The following is a 16526-nucleotide window of genomic DNA, read 5'->3' as shown; positions in this document are numbered from 1 at the left end:
GCCCAGCGCCTGCACTTCAGTCGTGTTCAGCGCGTTCAGGTCGGCCGTGCTGAGCTGTGCGACCTGGCTGGAAGTCAGTGCCTTGATGCCCGCCGAACCCAGGCCGTTCACGACCTGGTTCGTGCTCAGCGCCTTGATGTCGGCGCTATTGAGCGCATCAACCTGGGCCGAGGTGAGATTCGACAGTTGAGCCGTGCTCAAACTGGCGATCTGGAACGTCTGCAGCGTGCCGATCGCGTCGGTGCCAAGACCGACGATGGCGCTTGCATTGATCGCTGCGATCTGATTCGTCTTCAGCGCGTGGAGCGCCGAAGTGGACAGTCCCGCAAGTTGATCGGAGTGAAGCTGGTTGATCGCTGCGCTGCTAAGCGAAACGATCGCCGATGCACTGATCGCGTTGAGCTGGCCCGAACTGAGGCTGCTCATGTCCGCTGTTGTCAGTGCTGCGACATCGGCCGTAGTAAACGTCGCAAATTGCTGTGTTGACAGCTGCCCGACCTGCGTCGGTGATAGCGACGAGATGATCGAAGTCATGTTTTATTTTCCTTCCGATTGCATCCAGTGAGGTTCGCGTGTGGCCCAACTGCAGCCTTTGCCGCCGACAGTCACACCAAACCAAAAAGTGTCGGCCCTTTGTAAACAATGGCCACTGCCCAAGCTCTCAGCGCTAGAGTGCAGCCTCCGTGCATAACGGCACCGGCCAGGGCGAGTTAAGGGTTTGGAAGAAAAATTTGGTAAGAACTTCAGAATATTGGTAAGGATGTCGATGAGATGACCACTGCCGACAATTTGCATTGGAGCGGCGCAAACGTTTCAACAGAGAAAATCGATGCTTTCAGAGGGGAAACTGCATGACTGGCGGCCGTTCGGCGGCGATTGCCGAAGGCAAGCGCCATGCGATGCCAGGTCGATTCGACACGCTTTCGAAGGCGTGTTCGGCCCTGCCATTTCCGATATATTTGCTGCGGCCGCCCAAGCCGGGCGCGCAGGAACGCCGGCTTCAGGTCATTTTCGCGCCGTAAGTCTTACCAATTACCACCGCAGTAAGTAATACGTGTCGCCGCACGAGTCATCGATGACGGCAATGCGCAGTCACAACCTTACAGTTGAATAACGCGATCGATCATGCGCACTGGAATTGTCACAATACAAAAGAACCGGGCTCCCTGGATTCCGGAATGGATTGCGTTTCATCACCTGGCCGGTTTCAACCAATTTTATTTTTACGCCCACAACTGCACCGACGATACGGCGCAGGTATTGCAGACTTTGGGCCAGTTTTACGACATCAAGTCGTTCACGCTTACCACGGATCAAAATCACGTCCAGCTCAGCGCCTATCAACATGCCTATGAGAATTTCGGGCACGAGTGCGACTGGCTTGCGTTTATTGATGGGGACGAGTTTTTGTTTCCGGTTGCGGACCCAACGATCGGCGCGGCGCTCGACCGATTCAACTACGAGAGGATTTCCGCAATCGGCGCGTATTGGGCGTGCTTTGGAAGTTCAGGCCACGTTGTCGAACCCGCGGGCCTGATCGTCAAGAACTACCGACACCGGTTCGCCCTCGACGCGCCGGCCAACCGGCACGTCAAGAGCATCGTGAGAGGAAGGCAAAATACGTCGGTCGGTCCCAACGCCCACCTTTTCAACACGCCATACGGAACCGTCGATGAAAACATGCGGCCGGTAACCACGGGGGCGGCCCCTTACGATCCCACCCACCAGTATTTCCGGATCAATCACTACGCCTGCCAAAGCCTTGAGTTTTTCCGCAAATTCAAGCAGCGCTCAGGCGCGGCCGATGCAGGCCAGGCATTCGTCAGGCCCGATAGCTGGTGGACCGAATACGATCGCAACGACTGCTCCGACGCTTCGCTGGAGGCGTGGTACCCCCAACTGGAAGCCGAAGTTCAGCGCATCGGCTTCACTGATTTCGCCGGGCGATTTACGCCGCCTTCCGACGCTTGACCTTGGCTCGCGGAGCCGGCGGCGCTTGATCGGCTAACGGCTCGGCAACCGCTTTGACCACGTACTGAAACGCGATGGCGTCCTGCTTCGCCTGTTCCGGGTCGACGCCGGTCGCTTGAGCCATCTGACCAATGGCGGCCAGTACCTGAGGATCGGGCTGATGGAAGATGCGGGCGCGCATATCGACGACCTGGAATCCACTCGAGTGGAACAGATCGATCAGCGTTAGCCGCGTGAACCAGCGAATATGCGTACGGTCCAGCAGCCCCGAGTCCTGATAGATGAACCGGCCGGAGTTCAAGCAGGTCTGCAGACTCCAGTTCTGTGCGTTCGGCACACAGGCGATCACCTCCACAGGACCGCTCGCGTTCTGCCTGATCTTCTTCAGAAGCTTCCACGGATCGTACAGGTGCTCGAGCGCGTCGGCGAATACCCAGCTTTGGGCCGAGGAAAGGTCGCTGAAGGTCTCGTCGTCCAGCTTTTCGACGTTGCCGCAAATCACGTCCGTGCAATGGCGCCTGGATGCCTGCGCATATTCCTCGACAATTTCGATCCCGACGTAGCGGCAATCGGCATTGATCTCGCGATAAGCGCGTGCCAACGCGCCGCTGCTGGATCCGACCTCCGCCACGCAGGCGGCGTCCTTGCGCATCAAATGAAGGACATCGGCATTGTGAATGTCGTTAATCGGTGTTTGCTGGATGTCTTGAACGGGTTGCACCGCGAACCTCTCGTAGGAGCGACTGGATTGAATAGCGTGTGGGGACTAGGCCTGCGCCGCGCGCTGGGCAGCAAGACGATCGAGCAGACTGGCTCGCATCAGGAAAAAGGCCGTGAGGAATTCTGGATGCCCGGTTTCCGTGGCCGCGCGTTTGAGCGCGTCCATTGCGACGAGATCCAGGGCATTGCCCATTAGCGGAGAGTTGTATGAAAACGGCAGTTTCATTCCGTTGAAACTGCGCACTTTCCATTGCGGCTCAGTACCGAGGATCAGTGAAGCGATTCGCTCGACGAGAAAAACCTTTGCCGGCGCAGCCTTGTGGTCGTATTTGACATCGCCGCTCAGCAGCCGGCCGAACTCGCTGGACTCGTCCTCCGCGAGATTGAACAGAAGCTCGCATTTTTCCAGCCAGCGGCGCCAGAACGCCGGCTTCGCGACGAGGTAATTGCAGAAAATCGTGCTGGCTGTGCTCATGACGACGCCATCGACATCAATGCCCGGTGCGACCAGCGCGAGCGCCTGCTTGATGATTTCGTCGCTCCCGGCATGCAGAAACTTCATCTGCTCGAAAACGTTTAGAAAGAGCGCGGAGTGATCGAAAAATGGCGAAAACGTCACGACATCGACGTCATCGTGAGTTTCCGCGAGAAATTGCATGACCTGCGCGGAACTCAAACCCGTCTTGCCGGCGAATTTGGGTGAAAGAAATCCGTAGCGCGTGTTTTCGTCGAGCGATTCGCGCATCAGAAAACGTCTGATCGGCCAGTATTCGTACCAGTCTGGCCGCTCTCCCGTGTTGTCGAGCGGGAGAAAGCCGGAATCGAGACCCGCGTAAGTTTCCGGAGAATAAAAGATCTGAAAGACGCGATTGTTCATTGCCCGCACGCTCGTCGCCGCGACCGACTCCTGCGGGACGGCTTCTTCCGGGGTGGCGTCCCCGCTCTGGGGGTGGATATCGGACATGGGCAAACTGGCGCTGTTCTGGATGCAATTGGGCTGCGGGGCAGTCTAAGGCATGCCCTTGCGCCGCAATCCTCCAAGCTGGCACCGAGTTCACCGGTAATTCATCGTTTGACGCCGCACCCATGCGCAAGCGCAAGCGAGCTTCCCCGGCAGGCCGGATAGCGGCAAATCGGAAAAGGGAAGCGACGGGCGGGAAAAGCGGTAGATTCTTGGCGCGCCCGGCTGGGATCGAACCAGCAACCCCTGCCTTCGGAGGGCAGTACTCTATCCATTGAGCTACGGGCGCATTGACTTGCTGGCGCCGCCGTTTGACCGAGGAACCCGGAAAAAGCAGCGCCGAAGAGAGACCGAGAGAATAACCGGTTTCGATTAAACCGTCCACCGCGCGGCCTGGCTGCAGGTTATTCGGGGTCATATTGCACGGCGACTATGCACAGTTACGCTGCATGGCCCCGCCAGCCCTCCCGCTTCGGGTAAACGCCCGCTGAACTACGCCCGCACACGCCCACCAGCCGGAAAACCTTCCGTCTATAATCGTCGGTGTTTGATCCGCCGCATGGCCATTGCCGTCCTGCTGTACCGCTCACCATAAAACCAACGGGAGTCGAGACAAGCATGAGCGAAGCACCCCACGGAGCCCCGATCAAAACGCCCGGCCAGCTGATCGCCGCTGTCATCGCCGGGTTTGCCGTCCCCATCGTCATCATCATTCTGCTCGCGTATTACGTCGACAACACGACGCGCACCGGCGCGGGCACCGACGAACTCTCGACCCAGCAGGTCGCCGCGCGCATCGCGCCCATCGCGCAAGTCAACGTGCGCGACGCGAACGCGCCGCGCGTCTACAAGACCGGCGAGCAGGTCTTCCAGGCTGTCTGTTCCGCATGTCACACGTCCGGCGCCGCTGGCGCACCGAAGTTCGGCAATTCGGGCGACTGGGCGCCGCGCATTGCGCAAGGCTTCGATACGCTGTGGAAAACGGCGCTTTCGGGCAAGGGCGCGATGCCCCCACGCGGCGGCACGAACCCCGACGACTACAGCGACTACGAAATCGGTCTGGCTGTGGCCTATATGGCGAACCACGCCGGCGCGAACTTCCAGGACCCGCCCAAGCCCGCACCGGGCGCCGCCAATGCGGCCAATGCGGCTTCGGGCGCGCCTGCCGCTGCGCCGGCGGCAGAAGCATCGGGCGCCGATGCGAACGCGGCCCAGGCGCAAGCCGCCGCAGCGGCGATCGCGGCCATTCCGCAAGCGTCGTCGGCGGCCGCGGCAGGCGGCGACTCGCAAAGCGCCGACGCCTCGCAGGCAGGCAAGGCGCTCTATCAGCAGGTCTGCCAGGCGTGTCACGCCGCGGGCGTGCTGGGCGCGCCGAAGTTCGGCAACAAGGCCGACTGGGCGCCGCGTCTGAAGGACTCGATGGACACCGTCTACAACTATGCGCTGCACGGCAAGGGCCAGATGCCGCCGAAGGGTGGCTCGACCGCGTCGGACGCCGACGTGAAGGCCGCTGTCGACTACATGGTCAGCTCGGTGAAATAAGCCGCCGCAGCGCCAGCGCGCGCAACGATCCCCGCCCGTAGCGATACGGCGCGGGGATTTTTATATCCATCGATAGAAAGGCCGTCGCGCGTCAGCGTACGGGATGCGCAAATGCGCGCGCGAATTCGAACGCACCCGACGCGTCCTGCGCAAGCGCACCGTAACGCGCGGCCAGATCGTCGGGAGCGAGCCACGGATAGCTCAAACCGTCTTGCAGCCGCTCGAGCCGCGCACCATCCGGGTCGTCGATCACGTCCATCCGCGCGATGTGAATGTGGAATGCCGATACGCGCGGCCTGGCGTCGTTCGCATCGAACGTCCAGCGATAGGTGCCGTGACCGATGCGCAGCGCGCCTGCCGCGTCCTCACGCATCACGACGAGCCAGGGCAGCGCATCGATCGTGCGCTCGCGAACAACGAGTGCATCGGCCGCACCAAGGTAGTACGTGCGGCAGCGCGAATAACGCTCACCGAAATCGCTGACCAGCGTCTTTGCGATCGCCTCTGCGCCAACGCTACGCGCCGGAAACGTGATATTCGGCGTGGCCAGCGAGAACGTCAGTTCTGCATCCGGTGCGAACGCTTCGTGAATCCGTGCGGGCTTCGTGTTGTCCTTCGCGTCGATATACGTCTCGAGCGCGTGACGGTAATGCGGCAATAGTGGGTTTTCCATCGGCGGCAGCGAGCGGAACAGGGGCGTTCACTCTACTGCCGCCCGCGTCCCAATAAACCAATCACCCGCTGCACGTCGGGGTCATCACCCCTTCTGCAACAACGCCTTCAAGCTCGCCAGCCGGTCCTTCGGCGTCATCGGCGCTTCTTCGGCGGTTGGCGGCGGCGCGTCGTCGAGGCCCATTTCCGGAATGAAGCGCGACGCCTCGCACACCACCGTCTCGCGCGCCCGCTTGCGCTTCTTGCACCAGTTCAGATGCAGGCTGCGCTGCGCACGCGTGATCGCCACGTACATGAGGCGGCGCTCTTCTTCGATGCGCCCTTCGTCGATCACGTCGTCTTCCGAGCCGCCGCGGTGCGGCATGATGCCCTCTTCCACACCCACCAGGAACACGTGCGGATACTCGAGCCCCTTCGAAGCATGCACGGTCGAAAGCCGCACGGCGTCCGGGTCCTCTTCCTTGCCTTCGAGCATCGACATCAGCGCGACAGTTTGAATGAGGCCCATGAGGTTCTTGCCGGTGTCGGCGAGACCGTCGGCGTTGTCGTAGCCGGTCGCCTCACTGTCTTCGCCGATCTCCTGCTCGGGCTTCGTGCCCTTGCGCTTGAGCCACTCCATGAATTCGAGCACGTTCTGCCACTTCGACTGCGCCTGGCGCTCGTCGAAGGCGTCGTACAGATACGCTTCGTAATGGATCGCGTCCATGAGTTCGTCGAGCACGACCGTCGCCGGATCTTTATGCGCGCGCTCGGCGAGGCGCTGCATGAAGTCGCAGAACACGCGCATCGGCTCGACCTGGCGCGCAGAAAGCCGCGCCTCGATACCGCCCATGTACACGGCCTCGAACAGCGACACCTTCGCCTGCCCCGCGAACGAACCGAGCGCTTCGAGCGTGGTGTTGCCCACGCCACGGCGCGGCGTGGTGATCGCGCGGATGAACGCGGGATCGTCATCGTGATTGGCGATCAGACGCAGGTAAGCGCAGATGTCCTTGATCTCGGCCTTGTCGAAGAACGACTGGCCGCCCGAGAGCACGTAGGGAATGCGCTCGCGGCGCAGCACCTGCTCGAAAATACGCGCCTGAAAGTTGCCGCGATAAAGAATGGCGTAGTCGCGAAACTGCGCGCGCCGCTCGAACTTGTGCGCCGAAAGCCGGAACACGACCGACTCGGCCTCGTGCTCTTCGTCGTTGCAGGGCGTGACGGTGATGGTGTCGCCCATGCCGTGCTCGGACCAGAGCTTCTTTTCGAAGAGCTTCGGGTTGTTCGCAATGACGTTGTTCGCTGCCGTGAGAATGCGCACCGTCGAACGGTAGTTCTGCTCGAGCTTGATGACGTGCAGCTTCGGAAAGTCCTTGCCGAGCTGCGCGAGGTTTTCGAGCGTGGCGCCGCGCCAGCCGTAGATCGCCTGGTCGTCGTCGCCCACGGCCGTAAACGCCGCGCGCGGGCCCGCCAGCAGTTTCAGCAGCTCGTACTGGCAGGCGTTGGTGTCCTGATACTCGTCGACGAGCAAATAGCGCAGCTTGTTCTGCCACCGGTCGCGCACCTGCTCGTTCTTCGCGAACAGCTCGGCAGGCAGGCGGATCAGGTCGTCGAAGTCCACCGCCTGATAGGCATGCAACGTCGCCATGTAGTTGCGATACACGATGGCCGCCTGGTGCTCGTCCTCGTTCGACGCCGTGGCCAGCGCCTGTTCGGGCATCACGAGACCGTTCTTCCAGAGCGAGACGATCGACTGGATCTTGCGGATGAAGCCTTTGTCCGTCGATCCCACCTGTTCCTGGATCATGGCGAAGCAGTCGTCGGAATCCATGATCGAGAACTGCGGCTTCAGGCCCAGGTGTTCGGCTTCCTGGCGCAGGATCTGCACGCCCAGCGAGTGGAACGTGCAGACGGTGAGCTGGTTGGCCGGCACCTTGCGGCCTTCCTTGCCGGGCGTGGTGAGCGTCTTGCCTTCGAGCAGCTTGCCCACGCGCTCGCGCATTTCGGCGGCGGCCTTGTTGGTGAAGGTGACGGCGGCGATATGGCGCGGCTCGAAGCCTTTCGCTTCGATGAGGTGCGCGATCTTCTGCGTGATCACACGCGTCTTGCCACTGCCCGCGCCGGCGAGCACGAGACAGGGACCGTCGAGATAGCGCACCGCTTCGTTCTGGGCGGAATTGAGGCCTGCGGACATCGTTGCTGGATTGGAAAAACGGGTGGTACGGCTGGGATGCGGGAATTCGTGGCGCCAAGGCTTCGGGTAATAACCGCCGAAGCGCGGCGCACCGCACGGCGCGAGGCGTGCGAACGTCGCAGCGGCCTCTCACGCGGGAGGTGCGATGTTAACACGGCCGGCGTTACGCCGATGCCGCCCCTCATGCTGTGCCACCTGGTCCCTTGCTTCGCCGCCCATCCGTCCCTCGCCGCGTTCCGCACGCTCTGCGCGCCGTGCCACAATAACGGGCTCCCGCCACCCGCACTCGCTGGAAAAAGGAAGCGCTAAATGACTGCACCGCTGCAAATCGGCCTGATGGGCTACGGCTTCGCCGGCCAGACCTTCCACGCCCCCGTGATCGCGCATAGCGGCGCCGCGCAGCTCGCGGCCATCGCAACGAGCCAGGGCGAGCGCGCCCAGGCCGACTATCCCGACGCCGCGATCGTGCCCGACCTCGACGCGCTGCTCTCGATCGACGCGATCGAATGCGTCGTGATCGCCACGCCCAACGACACGCACTACGAACTCGCGCGCCGCACGCTCGAGCGCGGCAAGCACGTGCTCGTCGACAAGCCGGTCACGCTCACTGCCGACGAGGCGCGCACGCTCGCGTCCATCGCGAAGCAGCGCGGCCTCGTGTTCGCGCCGTTCCACAACCGCCGCTGGGACGGCGACTTCCTCACCGTGCGCGAGCTGATCGCGGGCGGCGAACTCGGCCGCGTCACGCACTACGAATCGCATTTCGACCGCTTCCGCCCGCAAGTGAAGCAGCGCTGGCGCGAAGACGCCACGCGCGGCGGCGGCCTGCTCTACGATCTCGGCCCGCATTTGATCGACCAGACGCTCGCGCTCTTCGGCGCGCCCGAGTCGATCACCGCCTTCGTCCACACGCGCCGCGAAAACGCGAGCGCGCCGGACTACGTCCACCTCGTGCTGCGCTATCCGAGCCACGACGCCGTGCTGCACGCCAGCGCGCTCGCCGCGTACGCACCGCGTTTTGCGATTCATGGCACACGCGGCAGCTATTTGAAGAACGGGCTCGACACCCAGGAAGATCAGCTCAAGGACGGCCTGCGTCCGGGCCAGCCCGGATTCGGCGCGGGCAACGAGGCCGGCCGCCTGCATGTGCTGCGCGACGACGGCCAGGAAGCCGATATCGAAGTGCCCAACGCAGCCGGCAATTACGCCGACCTGTACCGCGCGCTCGCTGCCGCGATCCGTGAGGGCAAGCCGTTCCCGGTGAGTCCGCAGGACGCCATTGACGTCATGGCGCTCATCGAGCTCGCCATGCAAAGCGCGCAGGAAGGCCGCACGCTGGCGTTCGCGCGCCGGTCCTGATCCCCTGGCTTGCGCCTTCGGCGGCGGCGTCGACCTTGCATGGCGCCGACGCTGCTGAAAGGTCCACACAAATGGTTACATCTGGTTGCCGCTGCCGGGTCATCACGCGGCAATAGCCAGACGTTTGTAGACGTGCAGGCAAAAAGCTGCAACGACAAGACAAAGGAGAGTCTGAATGACCCGCTACACCCACGCGCTACGTTTTATCGCCGCTGGCGCGCTCGTCTCGACCCTCGCCGCGTGCGTGGTGAACCAGCCAGCGCCGCGCCCCGCGCCGCCTGGCCCCGCTGCGGGCCCAAGCGCGCACGAAGTCGCCGTCGATCGCCTGCATCAGGTCGATGGCCGTATCGACAACCTGGGCCATCGCATCGACATGCGCGTGAATCAGGGCTACTACCCGCCGCCGCAGGGCAACGCACTCCATCACCGCCTCGAAACGATCCGCGGTGAGGCGCACGACATGGCCGCACAGCATGGCGGAGGCATTTCGCCCGACGAGCAGCGCGTGCTGAACGAAGAACTCGACACGGCCGCCCGCGCCATCGGCGAGTAAGCATTACACGCGTTGGCGCCCCGGCCTGCAGGCACGGACCGCGCTCGCGGTTCGTGCACCGCTGCGGTCCACATTCGAACCGCCCCCGTTTTTAATCTGCGACGCACAACGCTTGCTGCCGCCGGGCGCAAGCCAATACCAACACGGCTCACGGCCCGCTACCCGCGCCGCACGCAGAATTTTTCCGCATTGACATAGCCCCGAGGCGTCGCGCACAATCGCTGCGCGCGCCGGGAGAGCGCGCCGCTTGTCTTAGCTTTGTTTTCGCTAGTGCAATCGGCGCCGCCGAAGGGGCAACCCACAAACTCTCAGGCAAAAGGACCGTGCGCGCCGGACCGCTGATTCGCCGTCTTTGCGCTTTTTGCGCGACATAACGCGAAGCAGCTAATTAGTCCGCAACTCTGGAGAGCGGCAGTAGAACGAACGGCGGCGGAAAATTTCCCCCAATGCGTTCAGGCTGCCCACCGAAGGGGCGCGCGCCAGCATCAACGGCGCAATCTCTCAGGTACCGAGGACAGAGGGGCCATGCAAGAACCGACCACGGGCATCGTGCCTGCGGCGCTTCCTGCATGGCCTTTTTCGTTTTCGCGCGACTATTCGCGACCGCCTGAGGCCCCATGACCGAACTCAAACGCACCCCGCTGAACGACACGCACCGCGCGCTGAACGCCCGCATGGTCGACTTCGGCGGCTGGGACATGCCCGTCAACTACGGCTCGCAGATCGACGAGCATCGCGCCGTGCGCACCGACGCCGGCATGTTCGACGTCTCGCACATGTGCGTCGTCGACTTTTCGGGCCCGAAGGCGCGCGAGTTCTTCTCCCGCGCGCTCGCCAACAACGTCGCCAAGCTCACCACGCCGGGTAAGGCGCTGTACTCGTGCATGCTGAACCCCGAAGGCGGCGTGATCGACGACCTGATCGTCTACTTCTTCGCCGACGACCAGTTCCGCACCGTCGTCAACGCCGGCACGGCGGAAAAAGACATCGCCTGGTTCGAAAAGCTCAACGCCGAAGGCGGCTTCGGCCTCACCATCACGCCGCGCCGCGATCTCGCGATCGTCGCCGTGCAGGGCCCGAACGCGCGTGAAAAGGTCTGGCAGGTCGCGCCCTCGTCACGCAGCGCCACCGAAGCGCTCAAACCCTTCAACGCCGCGAAGATCGAAGCCACGCCGTTTGGCGAACTGATGATCGCGCGCACCGGCTACACCGGCGAAGACGGCTTCGAAATCGTGCTGCCCGACGCCGCCGTGTGCGAATTCTGGGACGCCCTGCAGCGCCAGGGCGTGAAGCCGTGCGGCCTCGGCGCGCGCGACACGCTGCGCCTCGAAGCGGGCATGAACCTCTACGGCCAGGACATGGACGACGGCGTCTCCCCGCTCGACGCAGGCCTCGCCTGGACCGTCGACATGAAGGAGCCGCGCGACTTCGTCGGCCGTGCGGTGCTGGAAGCGAACGGCTCGCGTTCGGCCTTCGTCGGCCTGATCCTGCAGAAGGAAAACGGCAAGGCCGGCGGCGTGCTGCGCGCGCACCAGAAAGTGCTCACGCCGCGTGGCGAGGGCGAGATCACGAGCGGCACGTTCTCGCCGAGCATGCAGGAATCCATCGCCTTCGCACGCGTGCCGCAAGGCGTGCAGCCGGGCGATGTCGTGCAGGTGCAGATCCGTGACAAAGCCCTTCCCGCAAGCGTGGTAAAACTGCCGTTCGTGCGCAACGGCAAGGTGCTCGCCGCCTGATCCGCGAGGATCCTGCCGCCGCGCACGCCCTCCCCTTTCAAGCAACAAAAACCGAACCACGCACTGGAGCAACCATGAGCATCCCGGCCGATCTGAAATACACCGAATCGCACGAGTGGATCCGCACCGAAGCCGACGGCACGCTGACCATCGGCATCACCGACCACGCGCAGGAAGCGCTCGGCGACATCGTCTTCCTCGAGCTGCCGGAAGCCGGCCGCGCGGTCGCCGCTGGCGACGCCGTTGCCGTGATCGAGTCGGTCAAGGCCGCCTCGGACATCTACGCGCCGGTCGCTGGCGAGATCATCGAAGCCAACACGTCGCTCGTCGACACGCCCGACCAGGTGAACGGCGCGCCGTACGAGTCGTGGCTCTTCAAGATCAAGCCCGCCGCCGACGCCAAGCTCGACTCGCTGATCGACGCCGCCGCCTACGAAAAGGCGATCGGCGCGTAAATCTCAACCGCACCGGCGCGGCGGCGGACTTAGCCAGTTCCGTCGCCCGCGCCAGCAGTAAAACCCGGAACCCCTATGAAGCTCGAACACCCGGATCGTCTGATGAACTCCCCGCTCTCGCTTGCTGCGCTCGAAGCGCACGACGCTTTCGCCGCCCGCCACATTGGCCCCGACTCGGCCGACCAGCAGGCGATGCTCGACGCGCTCGGCTTCGCCTCGCGCGCCGCGCTGATCGATGCGGTGATTCCGGCGAAGATCCGCCGCACCGAGACGCTGCCGCTCGGGCCGTTCTCGCAGCCGCGCTCGGAAGCCGAGGCGCTCGCCGCCCTGCGCGCGCTCGCGGACAAGAACCAGGTGTTCCGCTCGTATATCGGGCAGGGCTACTACGACACGCACACGCCGGCCGTCATCCTGCGCAACGTGCTCGAAAACCCGGCGTGGTACACCGCGTACACGCCGTACCAGCCGGAAATCTCGCAGGGCCGCCTCGAAGCCCTGCTGAACTTCCAGCAAATGATCACTGACCTGACGGGCCTCGCGATCTCGAACGCATCGCTGCTCGACGAGGCCACCGCCGCCGCCGAAGCCATGACGCTCGTGCAGCGCGTGGGCAAGTCGAAGTCGAACGTGTTCTTTGTCGCCGACGACGTGCTCGCGCAGACCATCGAAGTCGTGAAGACGCGCGCGAAGCCGATCGGCATCGAGGTGAAGGTCGGTCCGGCCGCTGAAGCCGCTCAAGCGGGCGCGTTCGGCGTGCTGCTCCAGTATCCGGGCGTGAACGGCGACGTGCGCGACTACCGCGCGCTCGCGCAAGCCGTGCACGCCGCCGGCGGCGCGGTGATCGCCGCTGCCGACCTGCTCGCGCTCACCGTGCTCACGCCCCCGGGCGAATGGGGCGCGGACGTGGCCGTGGGCAACTCGCAGCGCTTTGGCGTGCCGATGGGCTTCGGCGGCCCGCACGCCGCATATCTCGCGGTGAAGGACGAATTCAAGCGCCAGATGCCGGGCCGTCTCGTCGGCGTGACCATCGACGCACAGGGCAACCCGGCCCTGCGCCTCGCGCTGCAAACGCGCGAACAGCACATCCGCCGCGAGAAGGCCACCTCGAACGTCTGCACGGCGCAAGCGCTGCTCGCGATCATGGCGAGCATGTACGCCGTCTACCATGGCCCGCAAGGCTTGAAGCGCATCGCGCAGCGCGTGAACCGCGTCGCCGCGATCCTCGCCGCGGGCGCGAAGCAACTGGGCTACACGCTCGTCAACGAAGCATTCTTCGACACGCTCACGTTCGAAGCGGGTCCGCGCACCCAGGCGCTGCACGACGCGGCGCTCGCGCGCGGCATGAACCTGCGCCACGTGAGCGAGACGCGTGTGGGCGTGAGCGTCGACGAAACCACCTCGCGCGCCGATCTGGCCGACCTGCTCGCCGTGTTCGCGCAAGGCGCGTTTGCCGGCGAAGTGCCTTCGCTCGACAAGCTCGACGCCGAACTCACGCAGAACGCCGCTTTGACGTTCCCGGCCGCGCTGGCGCGCGAAAGCGCGTACCTCACGCACCCGGTGTTCAACCGTCACCATTCGGAAACGGAAATGCTGCGCTACCTGCGCAGCCTGTCGGACAAGGACCTCGCGCTCGACCGCTCGATGATTCCGCTCGGCTCGTGCACGATGAAGCTCAACGCGACCTCGGAAATGCTGCCGGTCACGTGGCCCGAGTTCGGCCGCATCCACCCGTTCGCGCCGGCTGAACAAACGGTCGGCTATCGCGAGATGGTCGATCAGCTCGAACAAATGCTCGTGGCCGCTACCGGCTACGCCGCCGTCTCGCTGCAGCCGAACGCGGGCTCGCAGGGCGAGTACGCGGGCCTGCTCATCATCCAGGCGTACCACGCCTCGCGTGGCGAAGCGCATCGCAACGTCTGCCTGATTCCCGCTTCGGCGCACGGCACGAACCCCGCATCGGCGCAAATGGCCGGCATGCAGGTGGTCGTGGTTGCCTGCGACGCGCAAGGCAACATCGATCTCGCCGACCTGAAGGCCAAGGCCGGGCAGCACGCGGCGAAGCTCGCGGCCATCATGATCACGTACCCCTCGACGCACGGCGTGTTCGAAGAGAACGTGCGCGAAGTCTGCGAAATCGTGCACGCGGCGGGCGGCCAGGTGTACGTGGACGGCGCGAACATGAACGCGATGGTCGGTCTCGCGGCGCCCGGCCAGTTCGGCGGCGACGTCTCGCACTTGAACCTGCACAAGACCTTCTGCATTCCGCACGGCGGCGGCGGCCCGGGCGTAGGTCCGGTCGCGGTTGGCGCGCACCTCGCGCAGTTCCTGCCGAACCAGCTTTCGTCGGGCTACAAGCGCGACGACCACGGCATCGGCGCGGTCAGCGCGGCGCCCTATGGCTCGGCTTCGATCCTGCCGATCTCGTGGATGTACATCGCCATGATGGGCGCGGCCAACCTGACCGCCGCGACCGAAAACGCGATCCTCAACGCGAACTACGTGGCAAACAAGCTCGCGGCGCACTTCCCGGTGCTCTACAGCGGCCCGGGCGGCCTGGTCGCGCACGAGTGCATTCTGGACCTGCGCCCCATCAAGGACGCGAGCGGCATCAGCGTGGACGACGTGGCCAAACGCCTGATGGACTACGGCTTCCACGCGCCGACCATGAGCTTCCCGGTGCCCGGCACGCTGATGGTCGAGCCGACCGAGTCGGAGTCGAAGGAAGAACTGGACCGCTTCATCGACGCGATGGTTGCAATCCGTGAGGAAATCCGCGCCGTGGAAGAAGGCCGCGCGGACAAGGAGGACAACCCGCTGCGCCACGCGCCGCACACGGCTGCCGTCGTGGTCGCCGACGGCTGGAAGCACGCCTACTCGCGCGAGCAGGCCGCATACCCGGTCGCGTCGCTCGTCGCGCGCAAGTACTGGCCGCCGGTTGGCCGCGCCGACAACGCGTATGGCGACCGCAACCTGTTCTGCTCGTGCGTGCCCGTTAGTGAATATGCCGACGAAACGGCAGGCGAATAAGCCTGGTCCCGGCCGCTGCGTTATCCCCGGATAACGCAGCGGCAGTCATCCCTCTCACATTTGCCGCCGCAAACCGCTAACATCACACACCTGTCAGCCTTGAATCAGGGAGTCGCGCATGGCGCGGAAGGTGGGAACGGATCTACTGCGGGTTCCACTGCGGGACTTGCCGCATACCGCAACGCGCAATTCGGTCCGGCAGACCCGGCACGCGCGCGGCACGTTGCAAAGCCGCCCGCAACGCCTTGCCGCCGCGCTGGCGTTCGCCTGCGCAACGCTTACCGGCACGTTCGCCGGCACAGCCCACGCGGCCATGAACTTCTGCGCGGCACCCGCGCTGCAATCGAGCGAGCGCACCAACGCCGACCCGGGCGTGAAGGCGCTCGTGGCCGAGGTGCTGACGCACGTGAACGACACGCCGCGTCCGCTGGCACGCCTTCACACCGAGGGCACGCTGCCGCACGAGGGTATCTACGATCAGAGCGTCGAGGCCGCGAAGGAACTCGACCTCATGCGCAACGCCGCGCTCGCGTGGCGCGCAACGAGCGACGAACGCTTTCTGAGGCTCGTGGACCGCTTTCTGCTCGCGTGGGTCACCACGTACAAGCCGAGCTTCAATCCGATCGACGAAACGCGCTTCGAAGGGCTGATACTCGCCTACGACATGACTGCGAGCGCGCTGCCTGTGAAAACGCGCAATGCGACCATGCAGTTCCTGAACAGCTTCGCGAACGGCTACATCGCGCAGATCGACGCGCAGCCGCGCCCGCTCAAGGGAACCTTCGCGAACAACTGGCAGAGTCATCGGGTCAAACTGGTCGCGATGATCGCGTTCACGCTCGACAACCGAAAAATGATCGCGACGGCGCAGCGGCTTTTCGTGGAGCATCTCGGCGACAACGTCGCGCCCGACGGCTCGACACTCGACTTCACCGAGCGCGACGCGCTGCACTACGTAACCTACGATCTGCAGCCGCTCGTGACGGCCGCGCTCGCCGCGCGACGCCACAACCGCAACTGGCTGACCGAGCGCGCGGCCAACGGCGCCACGCTCGCGGCTGCGCTCGATTGGCTCACGCCCTATGCGCTCGGCCAGAAAACGCACGAAGAATTCGTCCATTCGAACGTTCCGTTCGACGCGAAGCGGCGCGAAGCGGGCCTGCCCGGCTACACCGGACAGTGGGACCCGAAGAACGCCGCGGAACTGTTTCACCTGGCCGCGCGACTCGACGGCCGCTTTGCGCCAGTCGCGCTGAAACTCGCGCCCACGCCACCCGCGTGGCTCGCCGTCTGTCTGCCGTTGCCGGCGCGCTAACAAGCGCACGGGTTGCGGCGGCGGCACGGAACTAACGAT

12 protein-coding genes, 1 tRNA gene, 1 pseudogene and 2 riboswitches are annotated in these 16526 nt (G+C 64.3%); of the genes and pseudogenes, 8 read left to right on the top strand and 6 right to left on the bottom strand.

Going from position 1 to position 16526, the window contains the following annotated elements:
* Positions 1-534: pseudogene (locus tag U5A52_RS08855) on the bottom strand (heme utilization protein); the annotation flags it as partial.
* A gap of 591 nt (positions 535-1125) precedes the next feature.
* Here U5A52_RS08855 and U5A52_RS08850 point away from each other — a divergent pair.
* Positions 1126-1971 carry a glycosyltransferase family 2 protein gene (locus tag U5A52_RS08850; protein ID WP_321907118.1) on the top strand — a complete coding sequence of 282 codons (846 nt, stop codon included), beginning with the start codon at positions 1126-1128 and terminating at the stop codon, positions 1969-1971.
* On the opposite strand, the gene U5A52_RS08845 is transcribed toward U5A52_RS08850, so the two are convergent.
* From U5A52_RS08845 to U5A52_RS08835, 3 genes are all read right to left on the bottom strand, one after another.
* A complete protein-coding gene (locus tag U5A52_RS08845) occupies positions 1949-2692 on the bottom strand; it encodes a class I SAM-dependent methyltransferase (RefSeq protein ID WP_321934505.1) in 744 nt (247 codons plus the stop codon). The genes U5A52_RS08850 and U5A52_RS08845 overlap by 23 nt on opposite strands.
* 45 nt (positions 2693-2737) lie before the next feature.
* The gene (locus tag U5A52_RS08840) at positions 2738-3655 is read right to left on the bottom strand and encodes a hypothetical protein (protein WP_321934504.1); all 918 of its coding nucleotides are present in this window, start codon (positions 3653-3655) and stop codon (positions 2738-2740) included.
* A 210-nt stretch (positions 3656-3865) separates the two neighbouring features.
* A tRNA-Arg gene (locus U5A52_RS08835) sits at positions 3866-3941 on the bottom strand.
* Positions 3942-4270: 329 nt separating this feature from the next.
* Here U5A52_RS08835 and U5A52_RS08830 point away from each other — a divergent pair.
* Positions 4271-5194 carry a c-type cytochrome gene (locus tag U5A52_RS08830; RefSeq protein WP_321934503.1) on the top strand — a complete coding sequence of 308 codons (924 nt, stop codon included), beginning with the start codon at positions 4271-4273 and terminating at the stop codon, positions 5192-5194.
* Positions 5195-5285: 91 nt separating this feature from the next.
* Here U5A52_RS08830 and U5A52_RS08825 read toward each other — a convergent pair whose 3' ends face one another.
* Both U5A52_RS08825 and U5A52_RS08820 read right to left on the bottom strand, forming a co-directional pair.
* On the bottom strand, positions 5286-5867 hold the full coding sequence (locus U5A52_RS08825; protein ID WP_321934502.1) for a hypothetical protein: 582 nt from the start codon (positions 5865-5867) through the stop codon (positions 5286-5288).
* Positions 5868-5951: 84 nt separating this feature from the next.
* A complete protein-coding gene (locus U5A52_RS08820; RefSeq protein ID WP_321907146.1) occupies positions 5952-8042 on the bottom strand; it encodes a UvrD-helicase domain-containing protein in 2091 nt (696 codons plus the stop codon).
* 309 nt (positions 8043-8351) lie between these two features.
* Here U5A52_RS08820 and U5A52_RS08815 point away from each other — a divergent pair, with 309 nt between their 5' ends.
* The 6 genes from U5A52_RS08815 (at position 8352) to U5A52_RS08790 (ending at position 16487) form a co-directional block, all read left to right on the top strand.
* A complete protein-coding gene (locus U5A52_RS08815) occupies positions 8352-9401 on the top strand; it encodes an oxidoreductase (protein ID WP_321934501.1) in 1050 nt (349 codons plus the stop codon).
* Positions 9402-9576: 175 nt separating this feature from the next.
* The gene (locus tag U5A52_RS08810) at positions 9577-9954 is read left to right on the top strand and encodes a hypothetical protein (RefSeq protein WP_321907149.1); all 378 of its coding nucleotides are present in this window, start codon (positions 9577-9579) and stop codon (positions 9952-9954) included.
* A 221-nt stretch (positions 9955-10175) separates the two neighbouring features.
* Positions 10176-10287, top strand: a riboswitch (glycine riboswitch).
* A gap of 58 nt (positions 10288-10345) precedes the next feature.
* Positions 10346-10482, top strand: a riboswitch (glycine riboswitch).
* Positions 10483-10571: 89 nt separating this feature from the next.
* On the top strand, positions 10572-11690 hold the full coding sequence (gene gcvT, locus U5A52_RS08805) for a glycine cleavage system aminomethyltransferase GcvT (protein WP_321934500.1): 1119 nt from the start codon (positions 10572-10574) through the stop codon (positions 11688-11690).
* Positions 11691-11764: 74 nt separating this feature from the next.
* Entirely contained in the window at positions 11765-12145 is a 381-nt protein-coding gene (gene gcvH / locus U5A52_RS08800) for a glycine cleavage system protein GcvH (protein WP_321907153.1), read from the top strand.
* A 75-nt stretch (positions 12146-12220) separates the two neighbouring features.
* Positions 12221-15172, top strand: a complete 2952-nt coding sequence (gene gcvP, locus U5A52_RS08795; protein ID WP_321934499.1) for an aminomethyl-transferring glycine dehydrogenase — start codon at positions 12221-12223, stop codon at positions 15170-15172.
* 313 nt (positions 15173-15485) lie between these two features.
* Positions 15486-16487 carry an alginate lyase family protein gene (locus U5A52_RS08790; protein ID WP_321907782.1) on the top strand — a complete coding sequence of 334 codons (1002 nt, stop codon included), beginning with the start codon at positions 15486-15488 and terminating at the stop codon, positions 16485-16487.
* Positions 16488-16526 lie beyond the last annotated feature (39 nt).

It is taken from the genome of Paraburkholderia sp. J8-2 (assembly GCF_905220195.1).
Lineage (GTDB): Bacteria > Pseudomonadota > Gammaproteobacteria > Burkholderiales > Burkholderiaceae > Paraburkholderia.
This window is presented reverse-complemented; position numbering and strand designations above follow the sequence as displayed.

What these genes read in the sequence shown, in the direction of transcription:
- gcvP (WP_321934499.1), top strand. Translation starts at nt 12,221, where the DNA reads ATGAAGCTCGAACACCCGGATCGTCTGATGAACTCCCCGCTCTCGCTT.
- U5A52_RS08810 (WP_321907149.1), top strand. Translation starts at nt 9,577, where the DNA reads ATGACCCGCTACACCCACGCGCTACGTTTTATCGCCGCTGGCGCGCTC.
- U5A52_RS08790 (WP_321907782.1), top strand. Translation starts at nt 15,486, where the DNA reads ATGAACTTCTGCGCGGCACCCGCGCTGCAATCGAGCGAGCGCACCAAC.
- U5A52_RS08840 (WP_321934504.1), bottom strand. Translation starts at nt 3,655, where the DNA reads ATGTCCGATATCCACCCCCAGAGCGGGGACGCCACCCCGGAAGAAGCC.
- U5A52_RS08815 (WP_321934501.1), top strand. Translation starts at nt 8,352, where the DNA reads ATGACTGCACCGCTGCAAATCGGCCTGATGGGCTACGGCTTCGCCGGC.
- gcvH (WP_321907153.1), top strand. Translation starts at nt 11,765, where the DNA reads ATGAGCATCCCGGCCGATCTGAAATACACCGAATCGCACGAGTGGATC.
- gcvT (WP_321934500.1), top strand. Translation starts at nt 10,572, where the DNA reads ATGACCGAACTCAAACGCACCCCGCTGAACGACACGCACCGCGCGCTG.
- U5A52_RS08850 (WP_321907118.1), top strand. Translation starts at nt 1,126, where the DNA reads ATGCGCACTGGAATTGTCACAATACAAAAGAACCGGGCTCCCTGGATT.
- U5A52_RS08830 (WP_321934503.1), top strand. Translation starts at nt 4,271, where the DNA reads ATGAGCGAAGCACCCCACGGAGCCCCGATCAAAACGCCCGGCCAGCTG.
- U5A52_RS08825 (WP_321934502.1), bottom strand. Translation starts at nt 5,867, where the DNA reads ATGGAAAACCCACTATTGCCGCATTACCGTCACGCGCTCGAGACGTAT.
- U5A52_RS08820 (WP_321907146.1), bottom strand. Translation starts at nt 8,042, where the DNA reads ATGTCCGCAGGCCTCAATTCCGCCCAGAACGAAGCGGTGCGCTATCTC.